This is a genomic window from Pseudaestuariivita rosea, assembly GCF_017592335.1.
In the GTDB taxonomy this organism is placed as follows: Bacteria; Pseudomonadota; Alphaproteobacteria; order Rhodobacterales; family Rhodobacteraceae; genus Parasulfitobacter; species Parasulfitobacter rosea.
On sequence record NZ_JACNMP010000003.1, the window covers coordinates 196,272 to 215,728 of the forward strand.

General features: G+C 57.5%; 17 protein-coding genes and 1 pseudogene. 12 read left to right on the forward strand and 6 right to left on the reverse strand.

Features of this window, described 5'->3' with window-relative positions:
* The first annotated feature begins 32 nt into the window (after positions 1 to 32).
* Both H7848_RS04045 and H7848_RS04050 read left to right on the forward strand, forming a co-directional pair.
* Entirely contained in the window at positions 33 to 569 is a 537-nt protein-coding gene (locus tag H7848_RS04045; RefSeq protein WP_208348208.1) for an AAA family ATPase, read from the forward strand.
* Positions 551 to 1,444 carry an endonuclease/exonuclease/phosphatase family protein gene (locus H7848_RS04050; RefSeq protein WP_208348211.1) on the forward strand — a complete coding sequence of 298 codons (894 nt, stop codon included), beginning with the start codon at positions 551 to 553 and terminating at the stop codon, positions 1,442 to 1,444. Before H7848_RS04045 ends, H7848_RS04050 begins: the two co-directional genes overlap by 19 nt.
* Positions 1,445 to 1,507: 63 nt before the next feature.
* Here the strand turns inward: H7848_RS04050 and H7848_RS04055 are convergent, their stop codons facing one another.
* Positions 1,508 to 2,374, reverse strand: coding sequence for a LysR family transcriptional regulator (locus tag H7848_RS04055; protein ID WP_208348213.1), 867 nt, complete (start codon positions 2,372 to 2,374; stop codon positions 1,508 to 1,510).
* 99 nt (positions 2,375 to 2,473) lie between these two features.
* Between H7848_RS04055 and H7848_RS04060 the strand changes: the two genes are divergently transcribed.
* The 3 genes from H7848_RS04060 (at position 2,474) to H7848_RS19725 (ending at position 6,811) form a co-directional block, all read left to right on the forward strand.
* Positions 2,474 to 3,991, forward strand: a complete 1,518-nt coding sequence (locus H7848_RS04060; RefSeq protein WP_208348216.1) for a proton-conducting transporter transmembrane domain-containing protein — start codon at positions 2,474 to 2,476, stop codon at positions 3,989 to 3,991.
* A 14-nt stretch (positions 3,992 to 4,005) separates the two neighbouring features.
* Positions 4,006 to 6,411, forward strand: coding sequence for a YbcC family protein (locus H7848_RS04065; RefSeq protein ID WP_208348218.1), 2,406 nt, complete (start codon positions 4,006 to 4,008; stop codon positions 6,409 to 6,411).
* A gap of 286 nt (positions 6,412 to 6,697) precedes the next feature.
* The gene (locus H7848_RS19725) at positions 6,698 to 6,811 is read left to right on the forward strand and encodes an antibiotic biosynthesis monooxygenase (protein ID WP_237072564.1); all 114 of its coding nucleotides are present in this window, start codon (positions 6,698 to 6,700) and stop codon (positions 6,809 to 6,811) included.
* Between the two features lie 459 nt (positions 6,812 to 7,270).
* Here the strand turns inward: H7848_RS19725 and H7848_RS04070 are convergent, their stop codons facing one another.
* On the reverse strand, positions 7,271 to 7,783 hold the full coding sequence (locus tag H7848_RS04070) for a YdeI/OmpD-associated family protein (protein WP_208348222.1): 513 nt from the start codon (positions 7,781 to 7,783) through the stop codon (positions 7,271 to 7,273).
* A gap of 7 nt (positions 7,784 to 7,790) precedes the next feature.
* The gene (locus H7848_RS04075; RefSeq protein ID WP_208348223.1) at positions 7,791 to 8,390 is read right to left on the reverse strand and encodes an SRPBCC family protein; all 600 of its coding nucleotides are present in this window, start codon (positions 8,388 to 8,390) and stop codon (positions 7,791 to 7,793) included.
* Between the two features lie 90 nt (positions 8,391 to 8,480).
* On the opposite strand from H7848_RS04075, the gene H7848_RS04080 reads away from it, so the two are divergent.
* The gene (locus H7848_RS04080) at positions 8,481 to 8,936 is read left to right on the forward strand and encodes a MarR family winged helix-turn-helix transcriptional regulator (protein WP_208348226.1); all 456 of its coding nucleotides are present in this window, start codon (positions 8,481 to 8,483) and stop codon (positions 8,934 to 8,936) included.
* Between the two features lie 112 nt (positions 8,937 to 9,048).
* Here H7848_RS04080 and H7848_RS04085 read toward each other — a convergent pair.
* Together H7848_RS04085 and thyX are read right to left on the reverse strand one after the other, a co-directional pair.
* Positions 9,049 to 10,437: pseudogene (locus tag H7848_RS04085) on the reverse strand (transposase).
* A 467-nt stretch (positions 10,438 to 10,904) separates the two neighbouring features.
* Positions 10,905 to 11,825, reverse strand: a complete 921-nt coding sequence (gene thyX, locus H7848_RS04090) for an FAD-dependent thymidylate synthase (protein WP_208348229.1) — start codon at positions 11,823 to 11,825, stop codon at positions 10,905 to 10,907.
* 160 nt (positions 11,826 to 11,985) lie between these two features.
* On the opposite strand from thyX, the gene H7848_RS04095 reads away from it, so the two are divergent.
* The gene (locus H7848_RS04095) at positions 11,986 to 12,414 is read left to right on the forward strand and encodes a VOC family protein (protein ID WP_208348232.1); all 429 of its coding nucleotides are present in this window, start codon (positions 11,986 to 11,988) and stop codon (positions 12,412 to 12,414) included.
* Entirely contained in the window at positions 12,414 to 13,040 is a 627-nt protein-coding gene (locus tag H7848_RS04100; protein ID WP_208348236.1) for a DUF1287 domain-containing protein, read from the forward strand. The genes H7848_RS04095 and H7848_RS04100 overlap by 1 nt, the downstream gene beginning before the upstream one ends.
* Here the strand turns inward: H7848_RS04100 and H7848_RS04105 are convergent, their stop codons facing one another.
* Positions 13,041 to 14,765 (reverse strand): serine protease, encoded by a 1,725-nt coding sequence (locus tag H7848_RS04105; protein ID WP_208348238.1) that lies wholly within the window; start codon positions 14,763 to 14,765, stop codon positions 13,041 to 13,043. It lies immediately after the preceding gene.
* Between the two features lie 144 nt (positions 14,766 to 14,909).
* Between H7848_RS04105 and H7848_RS04110 the strand changes: the two genes are divergently transcribed.
* The 4 genes from H7848_RS04110 to glyS are packed head-to-tail and all read left to right on the forward strand — an operon-like array spanning position 14,910 to position 19,325.
* Positions 14,910 to 15,860, forward strand: coding sequence for a glycine--tRNA ligase subunit alpha (locus tag H7848_RS04110; RefSeq protein WP_208348240.1), 951 nt, complete (start codon positions 14,910 to 14,912; stop codon positions 15,858 to 15,860).
* Positions 15,857 to 16,531 (forward strand): FkbM family methyltransferase, encoded by a 675-nt coding sequence (locus H7848_RS04115; RefSeq protein WP_208348242.1) that lies wholly within the window; start codon positions 15,857 to 15,859, stop codon positions 16,529 to 16,531. The genes H7848_RS04110 and H7848_RS04115 overlap by 4 nt, the downstream gene beginning before the upstream one ends.
* Positions 16,532 to 16,541: 10 nt before the next feature.
* Positions 16,542 to 17,072 (forward strand): DUF6446 family protein, encoded by a 531-nt coding sequence (locus H7848_RS04120; RefSeq protein ID WP_208348245.1) that lies wholly within the window; start codon positions 16,542 to 16,544, stop codon positions 17,070 to 17,072.
* Complete coding sequence (gene glyS, locus H7848_RS04125) at positions 17,073 to 19,325, forward strand: glycine--tRNA ligase subunit beta (protein ID WP_208348247.1); 2,253 nt, start codon at positions 17,073 to 17,075, stop codon at positions 19,323 to 19,325.
* The last annotated feature ends 132 nt before the right edge of the window (positions 19,326 to 19,457 follow it).

Below are 19,457 nucleotides of genomic sequence, written 5' to 3' on the forward strand. Positions count from 1 at the left end.
CGCATGTAAAGTCTTGATAGAATAGGGTAACAATGATCATCGTTCTGAACGGATATCCTGGTGTCGGTAAGTTAACCATCGGTCGTGTGCTGGCAGATCAGCTGCACGGGCGTCTGCTGGATATTCACACGGTCTACAATGTCGCCTTCGCCCTGACTGAATTCAAATCCAAGCTTTTCAAGGAAACGACACGCCAGATCGAACGCATCGCCCATGATCTGATTCTGCAGTTGCCCGCCGATGTGCCTGTGGTCCTGACAACTGTCCTGACCGGCGACAGCGATTGGGCGACTGAGGAATGGGAAAACCTGCTGACGCTTGGCAAAGCACGTCCACCCTTTTGCGTGGTGCATCTGCGATGTGACCTGGACGAAAATATCCGCCGCATAAAAGACCCCGGTCGTGCAGCAAAACGCAAACCGCAAGAGGCAGAATATGCCATTCGAAACCACGGCAACGGCGCTGTGCTGAAAGGTCTTGATGTTCCAAACCTGCTGCGACTTGATGTAACAAACCGAGGTGCAGACAGCGCCGCAGAAGAAATTGCTGGGTGGGCCAGAAAACTGTGACAGTGATACGCGGCGTTTTATGGTTACCGCTTTTTCCTTTGCTGGCGAGCTATGCCGGTGCCTTTCACGCAGCTGCAGATTCTTTGGCCGTCTTTCGGTTGGAACTGGCCAGCTTGGCCCTTTGCGCAGCGTTTATCGCACTGTGCTGCAGGTGGCGGGTTGGCACAATTGTCCTGAGCGCAACAGCATTTATCGCGGCCGGTCTCATTCTGCTGGATCGCCGACAACCAGATACGCCTGATCGGCCCTACACGATCTATCAGAAAAACCTACTGTTTAAGATGGCCACGCATCAGCCGATCATTGATGATATCGTTGCGCAAGCTCCGGATTTTCTGACACTTCAGGAACTCAGCGCACGCAATCGTGTCGTGCTGACCGGCGTAGCTGAAATCCTGCCCCATCAGGTCACCTGCCCGTTTTCTGCCGTCGGTGACGTCGCCATCGCCTCACGCTGGCCCATCATCAAAGAAACGGTAATATGTCAGCCGCGCCTTGGTATGATCGCGGCACAAACACAAACCCCCGATGGCGATGTCTGGCTGGTCTCACTTCACCTTTACTGGCCCTGGCCACATGGGCAACGGGGGCAAGCCGAACGAATACTGGCTGTGCTGGAATCCCTCGACGGCCCGATAGTGATCGGCGGTGATTTCAACATGGTGCCGTGGTCACATATCGTCGGACGCTTTGAGGCCACGACACAGACCCAAACTGCAGGAACCGTCATCAGGACCTTACCGCTGCATAGATTTATCAACCTGCCCATTGATCACATTCTGGCCCCCGTGAACGACCCCACCCAGCGCCGCCCCTTGCTTGGATCAGATCATTTCGGCGTTGTGGCCCGGATCGGAGTGATGCCAGACACCTGACTTACCAGCAGAATATTTTGAAATCAGGCGACTGGACGATGCCGCAAAGCAAAGCCTACGGCCCTATCCGCCCTGTATCAATTCTTTCAGGATCGGGTTCGGGAACTGGCGGTCCAGCGTCACGGCATAGAAATTCTCGTAAATTCCGGGCAGCGGGCTTAGTTCGGCCAAATCGCCCTGCACAAGTTCATCCTTGACCACGATCGGCGGCATAACAGCCAGACCGACACGTTCCCGCACCAAAAGCCGCATCATCGCCATATCGTCCACTTCAGCGGCAATGTTCGGGCGGACATCCAAACGTTCCGTCAACGCATCGAAATCCTGCCTTATGCTGCTGGCGCGGGTCGGCAGGATTACGGGGTGCTCAACCAACAGCGTTTCAAGCGGCGCCTTCTCATAAGACTGATCCCCGATCAGACTGACCTGCTGTTCGGCCAGTTTATAGGACATCAACTGCGTCACACCATCCCGCGCCGGTTGCTGATTGGTCAGCACCACATCCAGTTGCAGCGCCGCCAGGGCCGCCAGCAATTCCCGCTGACTGCCCGAATGCAGGTCCAGCTCAACATCCTGACGGTCCAAGATCGGCTGCAGAAACTGCAGTTGAAAGTTGCGCGACAGCGTGGCCAGCGCTCCAATCCGAATGGCACGGCGGGTCTGCCCCGCGTTGCGCAGGGTATCCAGCAGCTCATCCCCCGTGGCAAAGATCGCGTCCGCATGATCCAATACAATGCGCCCGGCCTCGGTCAGGTGCAGCTGCCGCCCCCGCCGCTCAAACAGATCGTGGCCCAGACGATCCTCAAGCTTGCGGATCTGCACCGACAGCGCCGACTGCGACAGGTTCAGCTTTTCCGCCGTCCGCGTCAGGTTACCGTCATGGGCCACGGCCCAGAAATACCGAAGGTGATTGTAATTCAATGCTGCCATATCGTTCGTATAAATAGAACGATATGTAAAAAACAATAAATTTTTTTATATCGCTCTTTCAAATTAGTTAATGCCGAAACGCTTTTGCCGGAGGTTACCATGATCTACCTTGTCCCGTTACTGGCACCAGCCCTGCTATTCGGCTGTGCGCTGTTTGGTCGATCCACACGCACAGCCGAATGGGGCGCTTTGGCCGCCCTGGCTATCGTGACCGTCAGCGCCGTGATCCTGGCCCTTGCGGGCAGCGGTACCAGCCCCCTGATCGGTGCAGCGGGTCTGGGCCTGTCAACGCGGCTGGATATGCTCAGCATCGTCATGCTGCTGCTGGTGGCCTTTATCGGGTGGATCGTTCTGCGCTACAGCAAGACCTATCTGGACCGTGAACCGGGGCAGGACAGATTCATGGCGCTGATGTGTGCCACGCTGGCCTCTGTCCTGTTGCTGGTCCAGTCGGGCAATCTGGTCCAACTGGTCGCAGCCTGGATCGCGACCGGATTTTTCCTTCAAAAACTGCTGCTATTCTACGCTGACTGCCCCGGCGCGATCCGTGCAGCTCGCAAAAAGCTATGGGTCACCCGCCTGTCCGAGGTATCGCTGATCGCCGCTGTCATCATCCTGTTCTGGACCTATGGCACGGGCGATATTGCGACCATCCTGTTGGCAGATCACGGCACCGCGGCGGTGTGGGCCGCTGGCCTGCTGGCGCTGGCGGCGATCCTGAAATCCGCGCAGTTCCCCAGCCACAGCTGGCTGACCGAGGTGATGGAGGCCCCAACCCCCGTCTCAGCCCTGTTGCACGCAGGTGTCATCAACGCCGGTGGCTTCCTGCTGATCCGTTTTGCCGATGTGATGCTATCCGCACCGATCATTCTGGCTATCCTGGCAATGATCGGCGGGTTGACGGCGCTGTTCGGCGGGATCGTCATGCTGACCCAATCGGCGGTAAAAACATCGCTGGCCTGGTCCACCATCGCGCAGATGGGCTTTATGATCCTGCAATGCGGCCTGGCGCTGTTTCCGCTGGCGCTTCTGCATATCGTGGCACATTCACTCTATAAGGCGCACGCCTTCCTGTCATCGGGTACCGCGGTTGATGTCGTCGCCGCCACACGCCGCCCCGGCCCGGTGGCCATTCCGAATGCCGCAGCCGTGGGGCGGGCCTTTCTGGTGGCGCTGGCGATCTATGCCATCATCGGCACGATCTTTGGCCTGACAGGCAAATCCGTGCAGGCCATTGCCCTGGGCGCCATCCTGATCTTTGGTGTGGCCTATCTGTTAGCCCAGGGCCTGGCCGATGCGGCACCCCGCGCCCTGACGAAGCTGACAGCGGGCTATGCGCTGGCCGCCACCACGGGGTATTTCGCCCTGCAAAGCCTGTCGGAATGGATGATGGCCAGCACGCTGCCCGCCACGCCCGCCCCTGGGCCGCTGGAATGGGCGCTGATGATCATTGCCCTGCTCAGCTTTGGCGGCGTTGCGGTGGCCCAGGCCATGCTGCCGCTTTGGGCGCACCACCCGGTCGCCCGCGGGCTGCGGGTGCACATAACAAACGGCTTTTACATCAACGCCATGTTCGATCGCCTGATCAACGGCTGGTCGGTGAAAAAATCGTCGTGAGAGGAACAGAACCAATGACCTATCAGACCCACCAATTCTGCGACGAACCCACCGTTCGGGATGCCGCCCAGAAAGCCGCTTTGGCCATTCCTCCGGTCTGGCCTCTGACCACCAGCGTCGCCGTGAACCCGTTTCTGGGCCAAAGCAGCGAAGGTCTGGCCCAGACAGCCGCCCGTCTTGACCGCATCACCGGCACCGCCGTCACCATGCCAGCTGAATGGTACATCCAGCGGTTTGAAACGGGCCAGATCACCCGCGACGATATCGACACCGCCCTTCAAGGCGTGAAAACGAAAGATCTGCCCGACGTCGATGCCGTGCTGAAAGCTGCGCAACAGCATCAGTCCGAAACCCTGCCCTGTGTCGCCGATCTGGCCACGGATCACAGCGGCACCGACTGGCCCGGCATTCTGGCCGACCGCATGGGCGTCTGGGCCGGTGGTTTTTTCGACCAGGGACAAGCCCTTTGGTCTGCAAATGATGGTCAATCCATCTGGGACGCCTGGCGCAGCTTTGCGGCGCACGACCTGACACCCGAAATCCTGGGGCTGAGCGGCTTTGCCGAACACGTAACAGCCCTGCCCCGATCGGCCGAGATTGCCCTGACCCAATCTGTCCAACGTCTTGGCCTGTCGCCCGAGGGGCTTGAGACCTACTTTCACCAGCAGCTGATGAAGCTGGGGGGCTGGGCACAATACGCCCGCCACCACCAGTGGCAAGCCGATCTGGCCGGCACACCAGATCACGGCATGCGCGATCTGCTGGCGACCCAACTGGTCTGGCAGGTGGCGATTTTGGATCAATACGACGACGCGCTGGCCCAAGACTGGGCCGAAATCTGTGCAAAACACGCAACGCCGCTGACCGTGACGCCCGCCCAAAGGGCGCTTGGTATCCTGCAAACCGCGGCCGATTACGCCCAGCAACGGACGCTGGCCGAAAAGCTTGTCGCACCGGTTGAAAATGCCCCTGTTGACCGGGCCAAGGTTCAGGCCGTCTTCTGCATCGATGTCCGGTCCGAGGTTTTCCGCCGCGCGTTTGAAGCCCAGGATAAAGGTGTACAAACCCTTGGCTTTGCTGGGTTCTTCGGCCTGGCTGCACAACACCACGACTTCGCCTCGGACGTTCCGGAAAACCGGCTGCCCGTGCTGCTGAACCCCGGTGTACACTCGGTCTCGGGCACGGATTGGCACAGCCATCAGGACCGCACAGCGCGCATCACCGCCCGCGCCACCCGCGCCTGGGGGCGGTTCAAACTGGCTGCCGTATCCTCATTCGCCTTCGTCGAAGCGACCGGCCCGATCTATGTCGGCAAACTGATCCGCGACGTCTTTGGCCTTTCCGGCAACAAAGCCCCCGATGCCCCGAAACCACGCCTGACCACCGAACTGACGCTGGATCAACAGGTGGACGCCGCCGAAACCATCCTGGGCGCCATGAGCCTGACCAAGGATTTCGCCCGCATTGTCATGATCGCAGGCCACGGCGCGAATGTCACCAACAACCCCCACGCCAGCGCCCTGCACTGCGGCGCCTGTGGCGGCCATTCGGGCGAGGTCAACGCGCGCCTGCTGGCCGCTCTGCTGAATGATCCGGGGGTGCGCAAAGGGCTGCAGGATCGCGGAATTACCGTGCCCGCCGATACGCTATTCATCGGCGCGCTGCACGACACGACAACCGATCAGGTCACTCTGTACGACGGTGACCAACTGACGGATAATCACCGCGATGATCTGGCAGCCCTGCGCGATTGGCTGGGGGCAGCCGCCAAAATTGCACGCTCGGAACGGGCCCTGACACTGCCCCGCGCAGAAAATCAGGAAGACGTCGCCAAACGCGCACTAAACTGGGCCGAGTTGCGCCCCGAATGGGGTCTGGCGGGCTGCAGTGCCTTCATCGCCGCGCCGCGTCACCGGACCACCGGCCGCGACCTGGGCGGGCAAAGCTTCCTGCACAGCTATAACTGGCAGTCCGACACTGATTTCAAGGTGCTTGAGCTGATTATGACCGCCCCCGTCGTCGTCGCCAGCTGGATCAGCTTGCAATACTATGGCTCAACCGTCGCGCCGGATGTCTTTGGCGGTGGCAACAAGCTGTTGCACAACGTCACCGGCGGCATTGGCGTGATCGAAGGTAACGGCGGCACTTTACGGGCCGGTCTGCCGTGGCAATCGGTGCACGACGGCGAAACCTACCAGCACGACCCCCTACGCCTGTCGGTTTTGATCGAGGCCCCCCGCGACGCGATGAACACCATCCTGGAAAAACATCCCGACGTGCGAGAGCTGTTCGACAACGGCTGGCTGCACCTCTTCGCGATGGATCAAGACGGCCACATGGCCTGGCGCTATGCCGGTGATCTGACGTGGGTTGCGTTTAACCAAGTCGACCAAAACCAAACCGCTGCAAAAGCCGCCTGACCATGATTGCCCTGCACCTCACCCTTTGGTGCAGGGCGAACAACCATACGAAACAATTCCTTACATCCACATCAAATTGAGAACACAATATGAACATTTATACTATCAAAGGATGCAACTTGTGGACCACCTCACACTCTACCTTCCCGCTATCCTTCTATCGTGCAGTGCAATCCTTCTTAGGTTTCAAACATCGACCATAAAACCGGCACTGATTTCATGAGTGTCTATGCCAGCACCCCGGCCGCCGCAAATCTGAGCAAATCTGAACAACGGCTTCGTCGTTATGGTTCGTATCACCGCGAAAGAGGGCGAGGCAGATGCCATTGCCAAAATCCTGGAAACCCTTGTTGAACCCTCGATGGCCGAACCCGGTATGAAATTCTTCATGCCCTACTGATCGCCCGATAACCCCGCCGAGTTTCTGGTGTATGAGCTCTATGAAAACGCCGCAGGTTGAGATGCGCACAATGCCTCACCTCATTTCCTGGCCGCAGTCGATGATCTGGTTGCCAAGGCAGCCCACCGCGAACGTATCCCTTTCCTGCCCTTCGTCAAATAAACGCGACACTCACCATTGCGCAGTCCCGGACTTGATCCGGGACCTCTCCAATCCAGCCTCAAAGGGGCCGTTTGACAGAGAATGTGGAACCCAACGCGAGCGACCCGACACATTTTGATTTCGACATAGCAAAAGGGACCAATCCGTCGGCAAGATTGTAATCAGCGCGGGCTATTCCTCAAACCCGCGTTCGCGATACACAACATTGACTGCCCCACGCCTCAACGGACAAGATGCGGACTTAACTGCCGTTCAGTATGCTCGCGCCAATGGCAGCTTCTGTTAGAATAGGTGGAGCTATTTCTTACGTTGTTGCAGGTCGCGGAGCGTGATCCCTTCTGTGATCGCTGCCATCGCCTCGTCAACGCGACGTTGTTCGGTCGGTGCGGTCTTTGCAGAGAAGACGTGGTTGGTGAACATCCGTTTCTTTCCGGCTGTCAGCTTGTTCCACTGCGCCGACGCCGCATCGTCCGAATTCAAAGCCGCCAGTAAAGCGCCAGGGACATCAACGTAGTCCTGATCATCTACTCTGAACCGCATCTCCACCTCATCGCCGACGTCCAGACCGGTATTGGCCTTGATGTCGGGCGAAACAATGAAGTAGCGCCTTCCGTCACCCACCGGCATCCATGCACCGCGCACAGGTACGTCGGTGATCTCACCTTCCACCCGCAAACGCGGGTAGGTCTGGAAGGGCAGTTCGTCCTCAAAACGCGGTGGCATGAACAAAACCTTGTAGGTGATCACCCGCGACTTGCCGACGCCATGCAGGGCAATCTCGCCGACAAATTCGTGGGTGAAGTAGTCCATGTGACGATCAGGCCGCCTGCTTGTTATGCTCGTAAGGATTTTCTCCTTTCGGTGGGCGCCCGACAACGTCTCCGTTCATGTCTCGGTGCGGTGGCTCTGAGAACGCCTTGAGACCGGCGAGGTCCTTCCGGTGCATCTCCCTCGTCCATTTCGTGAGACCAGCAAACCTCCAGATCGCGTTAAATGGGCGCGGCAGTTCGTTGATGAAGTGAGCAAACACGCGCGTGCACCCTTCGCCCTCAGGACGAAGTTCAAAAGTCAGTTTCGGCTTATGCGGTGGCCCAGGGCCAACAAGCGTGAGAACGATTTCGTCGTTCTCTTTCAGGCGCACAACTTCCTGATGGCCAACCCGTTTGCCCTTAGTGAAGAACACCGTTTTGGCACCCGTTTCTCCATCCGTGCCTTCTACGGTACAGGTCGATTTGGTTTCCTTCGGCCAGGCCGACCAACGCATCAGATGCTCTTGCAGGCGGATGTCGTCATAGACCTGCTGGACGGGTGCATTGACCGTTATCTCTTCGGTGTATTCCACCCGCGCGGGCGCGAGCGCAGACAAAAGGGCTATGAGCGCAACCAGCCCCAGCACAACATAAAGCGCGATTTCCATGTCAGTCTCCATGGTTCTTGTGTTCAAGTATCACTTGAGCGATGATCTATATCAAGTAACTTGATTGTCAAGCTAAACGGATAACAGCTGATGCCATCTTCCGAAGAAGCGACGCCTCGGGACCTGGTCGGAGCGTGCCGCAGATTGTACGCAAGTATTGACCGGCTCGATACGAAAGCCGCCAACACCGTCGGCGTCAGCCGGAACGACCTGCGGTGTTTGAACATGCTCGCAGAAGCACCGGTTAAGCCAAGCAAGATTGCAGCCGAGTTGGGATTGACCACTGGGTCCGTCACGACGTTGCTAGACCGTTTGGAAAAAGCAGACCTAGCAAGGCGCGAACGTGACCCGCACGACCGGCGAGGGATCATCGTCCATCCGACACCTTACCTTTTCAAAACCCTTGGGCCGATCTATTCTGGGGTTGCGAGAGAAATCGAGCGGATCGCTGCAGAATATTCTGCGGACGAGCGAAAAGCTGCGGTGAAACACCTCAATGACGCGTCATCTGCATATGAGGTCGTCACATCGATCAATGATCGATAGCAGCCATTCGCGCTGCGTGCAGCATGTGGTAGATCTGGGCTTATTCCGTTGAAAAACTCTACGGTTTGAATGCTTGGGTTTGTCCTTGGTATCTGTCCAGCCGAGATCTTGGTCATATGGCGGATATCTTTTGTGAAGCCGGGATGAGCTTTGCGAGTTTTCTGAGGTTTTGGGCGGTGGCGGCGAGGTGGAATTCGTCCTGAGCGCCGCATGGGCCACGTAATCGAAGGCGCCCGAGACCGAGAATGCGCTTGAGATGGGCAAACAGCATCTCGACCTTCTTTCTGAGTTTGCACGAGATTGCATATTGGGTGGTTTGGGAGATGGCACGAGCCGCATCTCGGGATGGTTCATGGATGGAGCGCGTCACTTTGCGCTGTGGCTCTTTCGGGCAGCATCGGCTCTTCAGGATTCAGGCGTCGCAGTCGGGTTTACGGGCGCGGTAGCGAAGGATACCATCCTTGTCCGGTCTGGGCTCTCTTGGTTTTGTGTAGGCTCGGCGATACTGTCTGAGTTCCTTGCCAGCAGGGCAGATATAGGCATCGTTTTCAGCGTCAAAGGTAAAGTCTGCTCGTTCGAACGTTCCATCTTTGCGGCCGGACTTTTCGATGACAGGAATATGTGGAGCAATGCCTTGATCGACGATCCAGCTCAACATCGGCCCAGAGCCATAGGCCGTGTCTGCGATCAGCCGCTCAGGGTTCAGATCATGGCGTTCACGCACCCGGTCGACCATGGTTCGGGTAGCGCCAACCTCAGCTTGGCGGATCGACCGGGTTGCTTCCACGTCCAGGATCACTCCGTTGTCCGTGTCGATCAGATAGTTGGCTGAATAGGCAAAATAGGCGGGTCCACCCCGCGCGCCAGTCCATTGCGAGGCTGGATCGGAATGCGAAATGAACTTCGGCTTCACCGGGCTTGCCGCGCCGAAGGCGACGTCATCCAACGTATCCAGGTATTCCCTGACGGCGCGGGGGGCCTCATCAGGGATGATCTTCTCAGGTGCCCAATCCCGCTGCGGTGAAGAATTCTGCCGATTGGCATCAGCTTGGATCAGGCTGGCGTCAGCTGCGAAACGCTGCCCACTGGCCAACCCTGCCTCGATACAGCGCGCAACAACCGTCTCGAACAAATGCCGCAAAAGATCACTGTGTCGGAAACGGCCGTGCCGGTTCTTCGAGAAGGTCGAATGGTCCGGCACCGGATCGGTGAGATCGAGGCGGCAAAACCAGCGGTACGCGAGGTTGAGATGCACCTCGTCACAGAGCCGTCGCTCAGATCGAATGCCCATCACGTAGCCTATCAGCAGCATCCGGATCATCAGTTCCGGATCAACTGACGGTCGGCCAGTCGAACTGTAGAACGGAGCAAGATGCCGGCGGATATCAGACAGTTCGACGAACCGGTCTATACCTCGAAGAAGGTGATCTTGCGGGACATGATCCTCAATTGAGAACTCATAGAACAGCGATCCTTGCGCTTCCTGCCTCGGTCCCATCATCACTAAAACTCCCGTTCAATACGGAAATTGAATCAGACACATCAGTCTCGATCAAGAGAGAGTTTTTCAACGGAATAGGCTCATTGCCGACATCCGACATTTCTTAGCCAAACCTTAACGCTGCAAACTTTGCAAAGTTTTCGATTCGATTTTTGTAAAGTTGCAAAGTTTGGCACCGTACGGTGCGATTTATGAGACGTTAATGGCCCGCGGAAATGGTTAATTCGGATGCTTTGTTAAGGATGTCTGACAGCACAGGACGTGTTGACAGGCAGTTTTGTACGACCGAGAATCGTACGAAACCTGCGTACAAAACGTACGATTTGTCACAAAACATGTGTCGGCGGCCTCTTTCCCCAAAAATGTGCAAATTGCACATTTATTTTCGGTAGTTTTGGGCCTTTTCAGCCCAATATGTGCAATCTGCACATTTTTTCGGGCACCGTGCGGGGCGTTAAGATGTGCTATCACACGGGCTTCGGTGTCCCCAAAGCCCCCTCAAACTCGCGCCACTCGCCCTTGCTCATGCCCGAGCTTTCCTGAGTCACCTCCTCACCCGCCAGCATCCGTTTCACGCAATCTATTGCTTTTGCTGACAAATTCGCGCCACCCATCCGATAATCCTCAAACGCCGCATAGGCAAACGGCACCCAGTCCTTCACGACCTCACAAATCGCATCGGCATAGACCCGGATTTCATATTGCGCATGTGCATCCGCCCGCAGCCGCAAAAAGTGAAAAAGGTTATGCAAATCAACCTTCCAATACCACTGCGTATAGATATTCGCAGGCAGGTTCATACGCGCCAGTTCGCGGGCCAGACCCTGTTGATCGTCCTGGCTGATCATCGCCTCGTAGTTATCATAGGCGCGGGTGCTGTCGGTTTTCAGAATCTCCAACACGCGGGCGGCCTCTTCGCCTTGCAGCGCAGCGCCACGGCCCTGGTTGTTCACTGTGGATTGCGCGGCCAGATGATCGGGCGCGGGGATGTAGAATTCGCGATCCAGAATCGAATAGCGGGCCGAGTATTCATTCACATTCGCCGTGCGGTGGCGGATCCACTGGCGGGCCACAAAGACGGGCAATTTAACGTGCAGCTTGATCTCGCACATCTCGAACGGCGTCGAATGCCAGTGACGCATTAGATAGCGGATCAGCCCTTCGTCATTGCTGACCGATTTGGTGCCCTTGCCATAGCTGACGCGCGCGGCCTGCGTAATGGCGGCGTCGTCGCCCATATAGTCGATCACCCGGATAAAGCCGTGATCCAGAACGTCGTAGGCCTTGTAAAGATGCTGCTCCATCCCTGGGCTGACCGCGCGCAGGGTCGGTTGCGGGGTCGCACGCAGTTCGTCGATTTCGGCCTGTTGTTCCGGGCTAAGTGGCATGGCATCTGCTTTCTGTCATCCTGAGTCGCGGGCCACTATATATTGCAGTCACGTTTCGCAAAACATCTATATCAGGTGTTTTGTGATTTATTGCAGCAAGGGGTCGAAACTGTGGTTTTTGGTGTTAGAGTGTGGGCGAAACAGCAAGGGGGCTTACTGCATGTCTTTGAAATATCTGCACACGATGGTGCGCGTGAAAGATCTTGAAAAATCAATGGCTTTTTATGAGTTGCTGGGCCTGAAGGAAACCCGCCGGATGGAAAACGACAAAGGTCGGTTCACGCTGGTTTTCATGGCCCCGCCGGGGCAAGAGGAATGCCCGGTTGAGCTGACCTACAACTGGGATGGCGATGATGCGTTGCCCTCGGACAGTCGGCATTTCGGGCATTTGGCCTATCGCGTCGATAACATCTACGACATGTGCCAGAAGCTGATGGACAATGGCGTGACGATCAACCGCCCGCCGCGCGACGGGCATATGGCGTTTGTGCGGTCGCCTGACAATATCTCGATCGAATTGCTGCAAGAGGGCGACCATCTGCCCCCCGCCGAACCCTGGGCCAGTATGGAGAACACAGGGCATTGGTGATGCTATCACGGCGCGCAGTTCTGGCGGGTGCGGCGGCCTGGGTTGCGGCACCTGCGCTGGCGACGCCTGATCCGGCGATGGCGCAACTGGTCGCAGCGGCGCAGGGTCAGGTCGGCGTCACGCTGATTTACGACGGCAGTTACCGCGGGCTGGGCTTTCCCGGTGGCGATATCCCCAGGCTGCGTGGGGTCTGCACTGATGTCGTGATCCGCGCGATGCGTGATGCGTGGGACATTGATTTGCAGGTGGCTGTGAACCGCGACATGCGGAATAATTTTTCGGCCTATCCAAAGAACTGGGGTCTGACGCGACCAGATCGTAACATCGATCACCGGCGTGTTCCGAACCTTGAAACCCTGTTTGCGCGGATCGGCGCGGCGCGGTCTGTGTCGTCAGATTCAAGTGTGTTTCAGATGGGTGACATTGTCAGTTGGCGTCTGACAGGCAGCAATCTGCCCCATATCGGGATTGCCAGCGACCGACGCAGCCGTGATGACGAACGGCCGTTGATCACGCATAATATCGGTTGGGGCACGCGAACGCAGGATATGCTGTTCGATCATAAGATCACCGGGCATTTCCGGTTGGGTTCTGAACAACGCGAGCGTCTGAGGCGGCTGGCCTGATTAATCCCAGCAGCTGACCAATGCTGTCATATCGGCGGCCAGTTGTGACAGGTCTTCGGGTAGCAACAGCTGTTGATCTGACGCCAGCGTGGCTTCGACACCCAGCTTTGCCAGTTCGGCCACAAGAACTGTCGCATCAATGCTGAATTTGACGTCCTCTGGCAGTTGCCGATCCTGTTGATCCTGCGCCAGCAGCATGCCCTGCACGGCCCCGGTGTTTGTCAGAACAGGCCCACCGGCGTCGCCCGGCAGGGAAGTCAGTGCCAGCCTGTCCACATCATCAGCCCCATCCAAACCGCGAATATCAGCCAGTTGGCCGAAAGTCAGGGATGGCTTGCCCAAGACACCCTCATAGGGATAACCGGCAACGGCGACCTGATCCTGAATGCGTGGCACTCCGACCAGGAACGCAGCAACGCCGGCGGGCGACAAAGGTTCTTTCGGGCGCAGGATGGCGATGCCCAGGGTGTTGTTTTGCGCGACGACCTCGGCTTCATACTGTTCATCCAAGGTGATCCGGGCGCATTGATCGATGACACGGGTCGTGGTCAGAACGGTTCCATCCTGATCGACATAAAAGCCCGATCGTGACAGGCGTGGGCGCCGAATTTGAAGGCCTGAGACCAGATCGATCGATTGTTCCATGTCCGGCGGGCCTAGATCAGGGTCAAGCACACCATCAATGACCGTGAAACTGTCCTGCATTTCCTGCTGAACGCGGGCCTGCCGTTGGGTATCGCCCGGAGGCCAGACCAGAATGAACCCCTTGATCACATCGCCCTGGCGTTCGGCATAGGCATAGGAATGGCGGGTTGCATCAACGCCGGTGATTTCAAACCGCCGATCATTCTGTTCACGGGGGCCGTCGGTCGGCATCACCTCAAGCGTTTGCAGCAGGTCGTAAAGACCAAGCAGACTGTTGGCATCCCCCGTCTGACTGATCAGCAGAACCTGAACCTGCAGGTCGGTCGTGGGGCGATAATGCACAAGCGGTGGTTCATATTTATCAAAGGCCAGAACCGCACTGGGCAGTATGATCTGAATACCAGCGTTGGAGTTAACCACGATCTGCATGTCCAGCCCATCCAGCACGGCATTATAGTCGCGCAGCAGTTCCACGCGCTGCGCCGTGGTCAGAATACCGGTGTCCTCGTACCCCTTTTGCAGTTGCCAATCACGCATCGCGCTGCGGGTGCCGCGGCCAAAGGCACCATCGATGCCTGCGGTATAAACGCCCGCCCACTTCAGCGCCTTTTGCAGCAGTTCGCGGTCTTGCCGGGTCAAACGCGCCTCGCTGCGGCGGGCCTGTTGCGGGGTTTCGTCGATCAGCGGTGGGGCTTCTGACACGGGCTCGATCGTGATCTGCGGCGCAGGCGGCGTCGCCAGCGTGGTAAAGGCGCCCGCCCCAATGGGCCAGAACTGCCGACTGAAGTTATCGCCAAAGGCGATGAAGCTGTCGCGCGGGATCAGCCCATAGCGCCGCAGCCTGCGTAGGGTGCGATCGGCATCCGGCCTGGAATAAGGCCCAAGCACGATACCATACCAGCCCGTATCAAGCGCGAAACCATTGATATCCGTCAGACTGGCGGAATAATCGCGGATGCGTTCCTGCGCTTCGGTCAGACTGGGCTGCGCCTCGATCTGAACCCAGACGCGATCCTGGGCCTGCAACGGTATAATCGCAACCGCCCACAGCAAAAGTCCGATCCAAATCCGCAATATCATCCAAATCACCAGCCTGTTCGCCCGATCTTGCGATATACCTAGCAAATCATAGCACGCTGGCGACCCAATAATCGGATTTCGGGCAATTGACCCTTGCTGCGCTGACCGTTAGGACACACAGGCTTTACTTTGCAGGGTTATACCATGTCAAACGCCACAACGCCGCGCAGTTTTCAGGAAATCATCCTGCGTTTGCAGAGTTATTGGGCATCCAAGGGCTGCGCGATCCTGCAGCCCTATGACATGGAGGTGGGCGCAGGCACCTTTCACCCGGCAACGACCTTGCGCGCTTTGGGGTCAAACGCGTGGGCTGCCGCCTATGTTCAGCCATCCCGTCGGCCAACCGATGGCCGCTATGGCGAAAACCCCAACCGGCTGCAGCATTACTACCAGTATCAGGTGCTGATCAAACCCAGCCCCCCTGACCTGCAGGACCTGTACCTTGGCAGCCTTGAGGCCATCGGGATCGATATGGACCTGCACGACATCCGCTTTGTTGAAGACGACTGGGAAAGCCCGACATTGGGCGCCTGGGGCCTTGGATGGGAGGTCTGGTGCGACGGGATGGAGGTCAGCCAGTACACCTATTTCCAGCAGGTCGGCGGGCATGACTGCAAACCCGTCTCGGGCGAGTTGACCTATGGTCTTGAACGGCTGGCGATGTATGTTCTGGGCGTTGATCACGTGATGGACATGCCGTTCAACGACCCGCAGACCCCGATTGCGCTGAGTTATGGCGATGTATTCCGTCAGACCGAACAGGAATACGCCCGCTGGAATTTCGATGTGGCCGACACGGATGTGCTGTTGCAGCATTTCAAGGATGCCGAGGCCGAATGCGAACGCATCCTGTCAGAACCCGCCCAAGACCCGAAAACCGGCATGCGTATCATCATGGCGCACCCCGCCTATGACCAGTGCATCAAGGCCAGCCACCTGTTCAACCTGCTGGACGCGCGCGGCGTTATCTCGGTCACCGAACGCCAGGCCTATATCGGCCGCGTCCGCGCGTTGGCGAAACAATGCGCCGATGCTTTTGTGCAGACCGAGGCGGGGGGGTTTGAGGTCAGCCCGGAAAATCAGGCCGCACAATGACACCCGATCCGGCGCAAGAACTGGAAAAATACAAACGGCGGCATGACCGGAATATGCGCAACAGTTTTGCCAAAGGATATCTGTTTGGCATCACATCCATGTTGAAACCCGGTGACTTGGTCATCGACTGCGGCGCGAATATTGGCGACGTCACCGAACCTTTGGCTGCAACTGGTGCGACCGTACACTGCTTTGAACCGGACCCCTATGCCTTTGATCGGCTCTCGCAGCGGTTTAGGGAAAACGACAATGTCACCGTTCAGAATGCCGCCGTCGGTTTGTCTGCTGGCACCGTAAACCTGATGCGGTCCGTGAACTTTGACGACAACCCTAAAGGCGGATCGGTCAAAAGCACGATCATCGAAGGCGGGCGCAAGATCGATGAAAGCGATGACAGCGCGATCGAAGTCGATCTGATCGATTTTCCGGCCTTCCTGCGGACAAAGCTGGACGAACACACCGAAATCGCTTTTCTGAAGATGGATATCGAAGGGGCCGAACTGGATATTCTTGAACAGATGGAACGTGATGATCTGTTCCGCCACATCCGCTGTACCGTTGCCGAAACCCATGAAAACAAGTTCAAGGCCCTGCGACCCCGGTTCAAGGCGCTGAAAGAACGGATTGCCAAGGCCTATCCGAAAACCCAAGTCAATCTTGATTGGATCTAAGGCGCATCAGATGTCAGGCAAAATCATCGGAATAGGGATTGTCGCAATGGCCGTTATCGCAGGCATCGCCCTGTATTATCTGCAGATTTACGCGTTCTATGAACCGGTTGAGGCGAATGGCCTGACCGACGTTCAGATGACGACGATCGTCTCGGGCGAACCCGAACCGATCTTGTATGACAGCTTTGAAGCGATTGACGCAGGCAGTTCCCCCCTGAGGTATCGCGCCTGTTTCACAACGCCCCAAAGCCAGGCGATGCTGACGGAAACCTATGTGATTTACGACGATGCCGTCCCGCTTGAGGCCCCCGGTTGGTTCGACTGTTTCGATGCTGACGAAATCGGCACCGCCCTGCAAAACGAAACCGCCATCGCCTTTATGGGCACCGAAAACATCACCTACGGCATCGACCGTGTTGTCGCCATTCTGGACGACGGCCGCGGCTTTGTCTGGCACCAGATCAACGCCTGTGGTGAAGTCGTCTTTGATGGCCAACCCACGCCCGACGGCTGCCCCGAACCCCCTGCAAGAGATAACTAGATGCCCGACCTGCTGATTGAGCTTTTTTCTGAAGAAATCCCCGCGCGGATGCAGGCCAAGGCGGCCAGTGATCTGCAAAAACGGGTCACCGATGGTCTGGTCGAGGCGGGCCTGATCTATGCCGGGGTCCGCGCCTTTGCCACGCCGCGGCGGTTGGCGCTGACGGTCAATGGCCTGACCGCTGAAAGCCCGAATGTGCGCGAGGAACGCAAAGGCCCCCGCACCGACGCGCCCGAAAAGGCGGTCGAGGGATTCTTGCGCTCAACCGGTCTGACCAAGGACCAGCTTGAGGTGCGTGATGACAAAAAGGGCCAGGTCTATTTTGCCGTGATCGAAAAACCGGGCCGCCCTGCAGCGGATATCGTGGCCGAGGTTTTGGGCGACACCATCCGCAACTTCCCCTGGCCCAAGTCGATGCGATGGGGTGCGGGCAGCTTGCGGTGGGTGCGGCCACTGCAATCGATCCTGTGCATCCTTTATGCGGAAGACGGCGCGCAGATGGTGCCGCTGATCGTGGATGACATCACTGCGGGCGACACCACGCAAGGTCACCGCTTCATGTCGCAGGGCGCGATCAAGGTGACCTCGTTTGAGGATTACGAAGCCAAGCTGAAGCGCGCCCATGTCGTGCTGGATGCGACCGAACGCGCCGAACACATCCGGCACGACGCCACGAACATGGCCTTTGCCCAGGGTCTTGAGGTTGTCGAAGACAAAGGACTGCTGGCCGAGGTCGCCGGATTGGTCGAATGGCCGGTCGTTCTGATGGGCAATATCGGGGCTGATTATCTGGACCTGCCGCCCGAGGTGCTTCAGACCTCAATGCGTGAGCATCAAAAGTTTTTCTCGGTTCGTGACACGAAAACGGGCAAAATTGTTCGATTTGTGACAGTCGCCAATCGCGAAACAGTCGACAATGGCGCCACAATTCTGGCCGGGAATGAGAAGGTTTTAAGTGCCCGCCTGGCCGATGCGAAGTTTTTTTGGGAAAACGACCTGCGTACCGTCAATCAGATCGGGCTGGAAGGTATGGCCAAGCCGCTGGCCGATGTCACCTTCCACAACAAGCTGGGATCGCAGGCGGAACGGATTGCGCGGATCGAGGCCCTGGCCCGCGAAATCGCCCCGCTAGTCGGCGCGAAACCCGATCTGGCGGCCGAGGCCGCGCGTGTCTGCAAAGCCGACCTGGCCAGCGAAATGGTCTACGAATTCCCCGAACTTCAGGGGATCATGGGGAAGTATTATGCCAAAGCCGCGGGCCATGATGACGGCGTGCCCGAGGCGTGCCAGGACCACTACTCGCCCCTCGGACCATCCGACGATGTGCCGACAAACCCGATATCGGTCGCCGTCGCGCTGGCTGACAAAATCGATACGCTAACGGGTTTCTGGTGGATTTCGGAAAAACCTACGGGATCTAAAGATCCATATGCATTGCGCAGAGCTGCACTAGGTCTAACAAGACTGATCTTGGAGAATACGATAAAAGTTGAGCTGCTGAATTTAATACTTAGTGGTTATGATCCTTATGATACAAAGTTAAGGTGGGATATTCTTGACGATGAGGAAAAGGCTGATCTTGAGGCGGCTGAACGGCTCGGAGTTCCAAAAGTCGTCTTTCAAGATTGGCGATCCAAGATAGGAGACGAAAAGCGGAAAATTAGTGGCCCGAGCGATATGGAAAGAAGGCTTTTGTCCATTGATTTTTCGCAACTACAACATCCTGGTGCCAGCCTTCTCTCCTTCATCCACGACCGCCTCAAAGTTCACCTGCGTGACGAAGGTATCCGCCACGACGTCATCGACGCCTGTATCGCGATGCCGGGAAATGATGATCTGACCCTGCTGGTCAAACGGGCCGAGGCGCTGAGTGCGTTCCTGAAAACCGACGACGGGGAAAACCTGCTGCAAGGGTTCAAACGGGCCAATAACATCCTGACGCAGGCGGAAGAAAAGGATGGGGTCGAATACTCATTCGGCGCCGATATCAAGTTTGCTGAAATGAACGAAGAAAAAGCACTGTTCGCCGCGCTTGACGATGCGCAGGCCAAGATTGATCCGGCCATGCAGGCCGAGGATTTCGAAACGGCGATGACAGCTATGGCCGCCCTGCGCGGGCCGATTGACGCCTTTTTCGAAGCCGTTCAGGTAAACGCCGACAGCGAGATCCTGCGCCGTAATCGCCTGAACCTTCTCAGCCGCATTCGCACAATCTGCCTTAGCGTCGCGGACCTGACCCGGATCGAAGGCTAGAGCAAGATGAGATCAGGTTGAAGCGTATCCTGAGTTGACAAGGTAATTCGCACATTCCTGCGGGGTGAAGCGGTCGAGCAGCTTACCGATCCTGCGCCATGTTGCCTCTATCGTGCGTTCGGCGGCGTCTCG

Bases quoted from the DNA above. Each gene is read 5' to 3' on its own strand.
- H7848_RS04045 (WP_208348208.1), top strand. From the start codon at position 33: ATGATCATCGTTCTGAACGGATATCCTGGTGTCGGTAAGTTAACCATC.
- H7848_RS04055 (WP_208348213.1), bottom strand. From the start codon at position 2,374: ATGGCAGCATTGAATTACAATCACCTTCGGTATTTCTGGGCCGTGGCC.
- H7848_RS04060 (WP_208348216.1), top strand. From the start codon at position 2,474: ATGATCTACCTTGTCCCGTTACTGGCACCAGCCCTGCTATTCGGCTGT.
- H7848_RS04065 (WP_208348218.1), top strand. From the start codon at position 4,006: ATGACCTATCAGACCCACCAATTCTGCGACGAACCCACCGTTCGGGAT.
- H7848_RS19725 (WP_237072564.1), top strand. From the start codon at position 6,698: ATGGTTCGTATCACCGCGAAAGAGGGCGAGGCAGATGCCATTGCCAAA.
- H7848_RS04070 (WP_208348222.1), bottom strand. From the start codon at position 7,783: ATGGACTACTTCACCCACGAATTTGTCGGCGAGATTGCCCTGCATGGC.
- H7848_RS04075 (WP_208348223.1), bottom strand. From the start codon at position 8,390: ATGGAAATCGCGCTTTATGTTGTGCTGGGGCTGGTTGCGCTCATAGCC.
- H7848_RS04080 (WP_208348226.1), top strand. From the start codon at position 8,481: ATGCCATCTTCCGAAGAAGCGACGCCTCGGGACCTGGTCGGAGCGTGC.
- thyX (WP_208348229.1), bottom strand. From the start codon at position 11,825: ATGCCACTTAGCCCGGAACAACAGGCCGAAATCGACGAACTGCGTGCG.
- H7848_RS04095 (WP_208348232.1), top strand. From the start codon at position 11,986: ATGTCTTTGAAATATCTGCACACGATGGTGCGCGTGAAAGATCTTGAA.
- H7848_RS04100 (WP_208348236.1), top strand. From the start codon at position 12,414: ATGCTATCACGGCGCGCAGTTCTGGCGGGTGCGGCGGCCTGGGTTGCG.
- H7848_RS04105 (WP_208348238.1), bottom strand. From the start codon at position 14,765: ATGATATTGCGGATTTGGATCGGACTTTTGCTGTGGGCGGTTGCGATT.
- H7848_RS04110 (WP_208348240.1), top strand. From the start codon at position 14,910: ATGTCAAACGCCACAACGCCGCGCAGTTTTCAGGAAATCATCCTGCGT.
- H7848_RS04115 (WP_208348242.1), top strand. From the start codon at position 15,857: ATGACACCCGATCCGGCGCAAGAACTGGAAAAATACAAACGGCGGCAT.
- H7848_RS04120 (WP_208348245.1), top strand. From the start codon at position 16,542: ATGTCAGGCAAAATCATCGGAATAGGGATTGTCGCAATGGCCGTTATC.
- glyS (WP_208348247.1), top strand. From the start codon at position 17,073: ATGCCCGACCTGCTGATTGAGCTTTTTTCTGAAGAAATCCCCGCGCGG.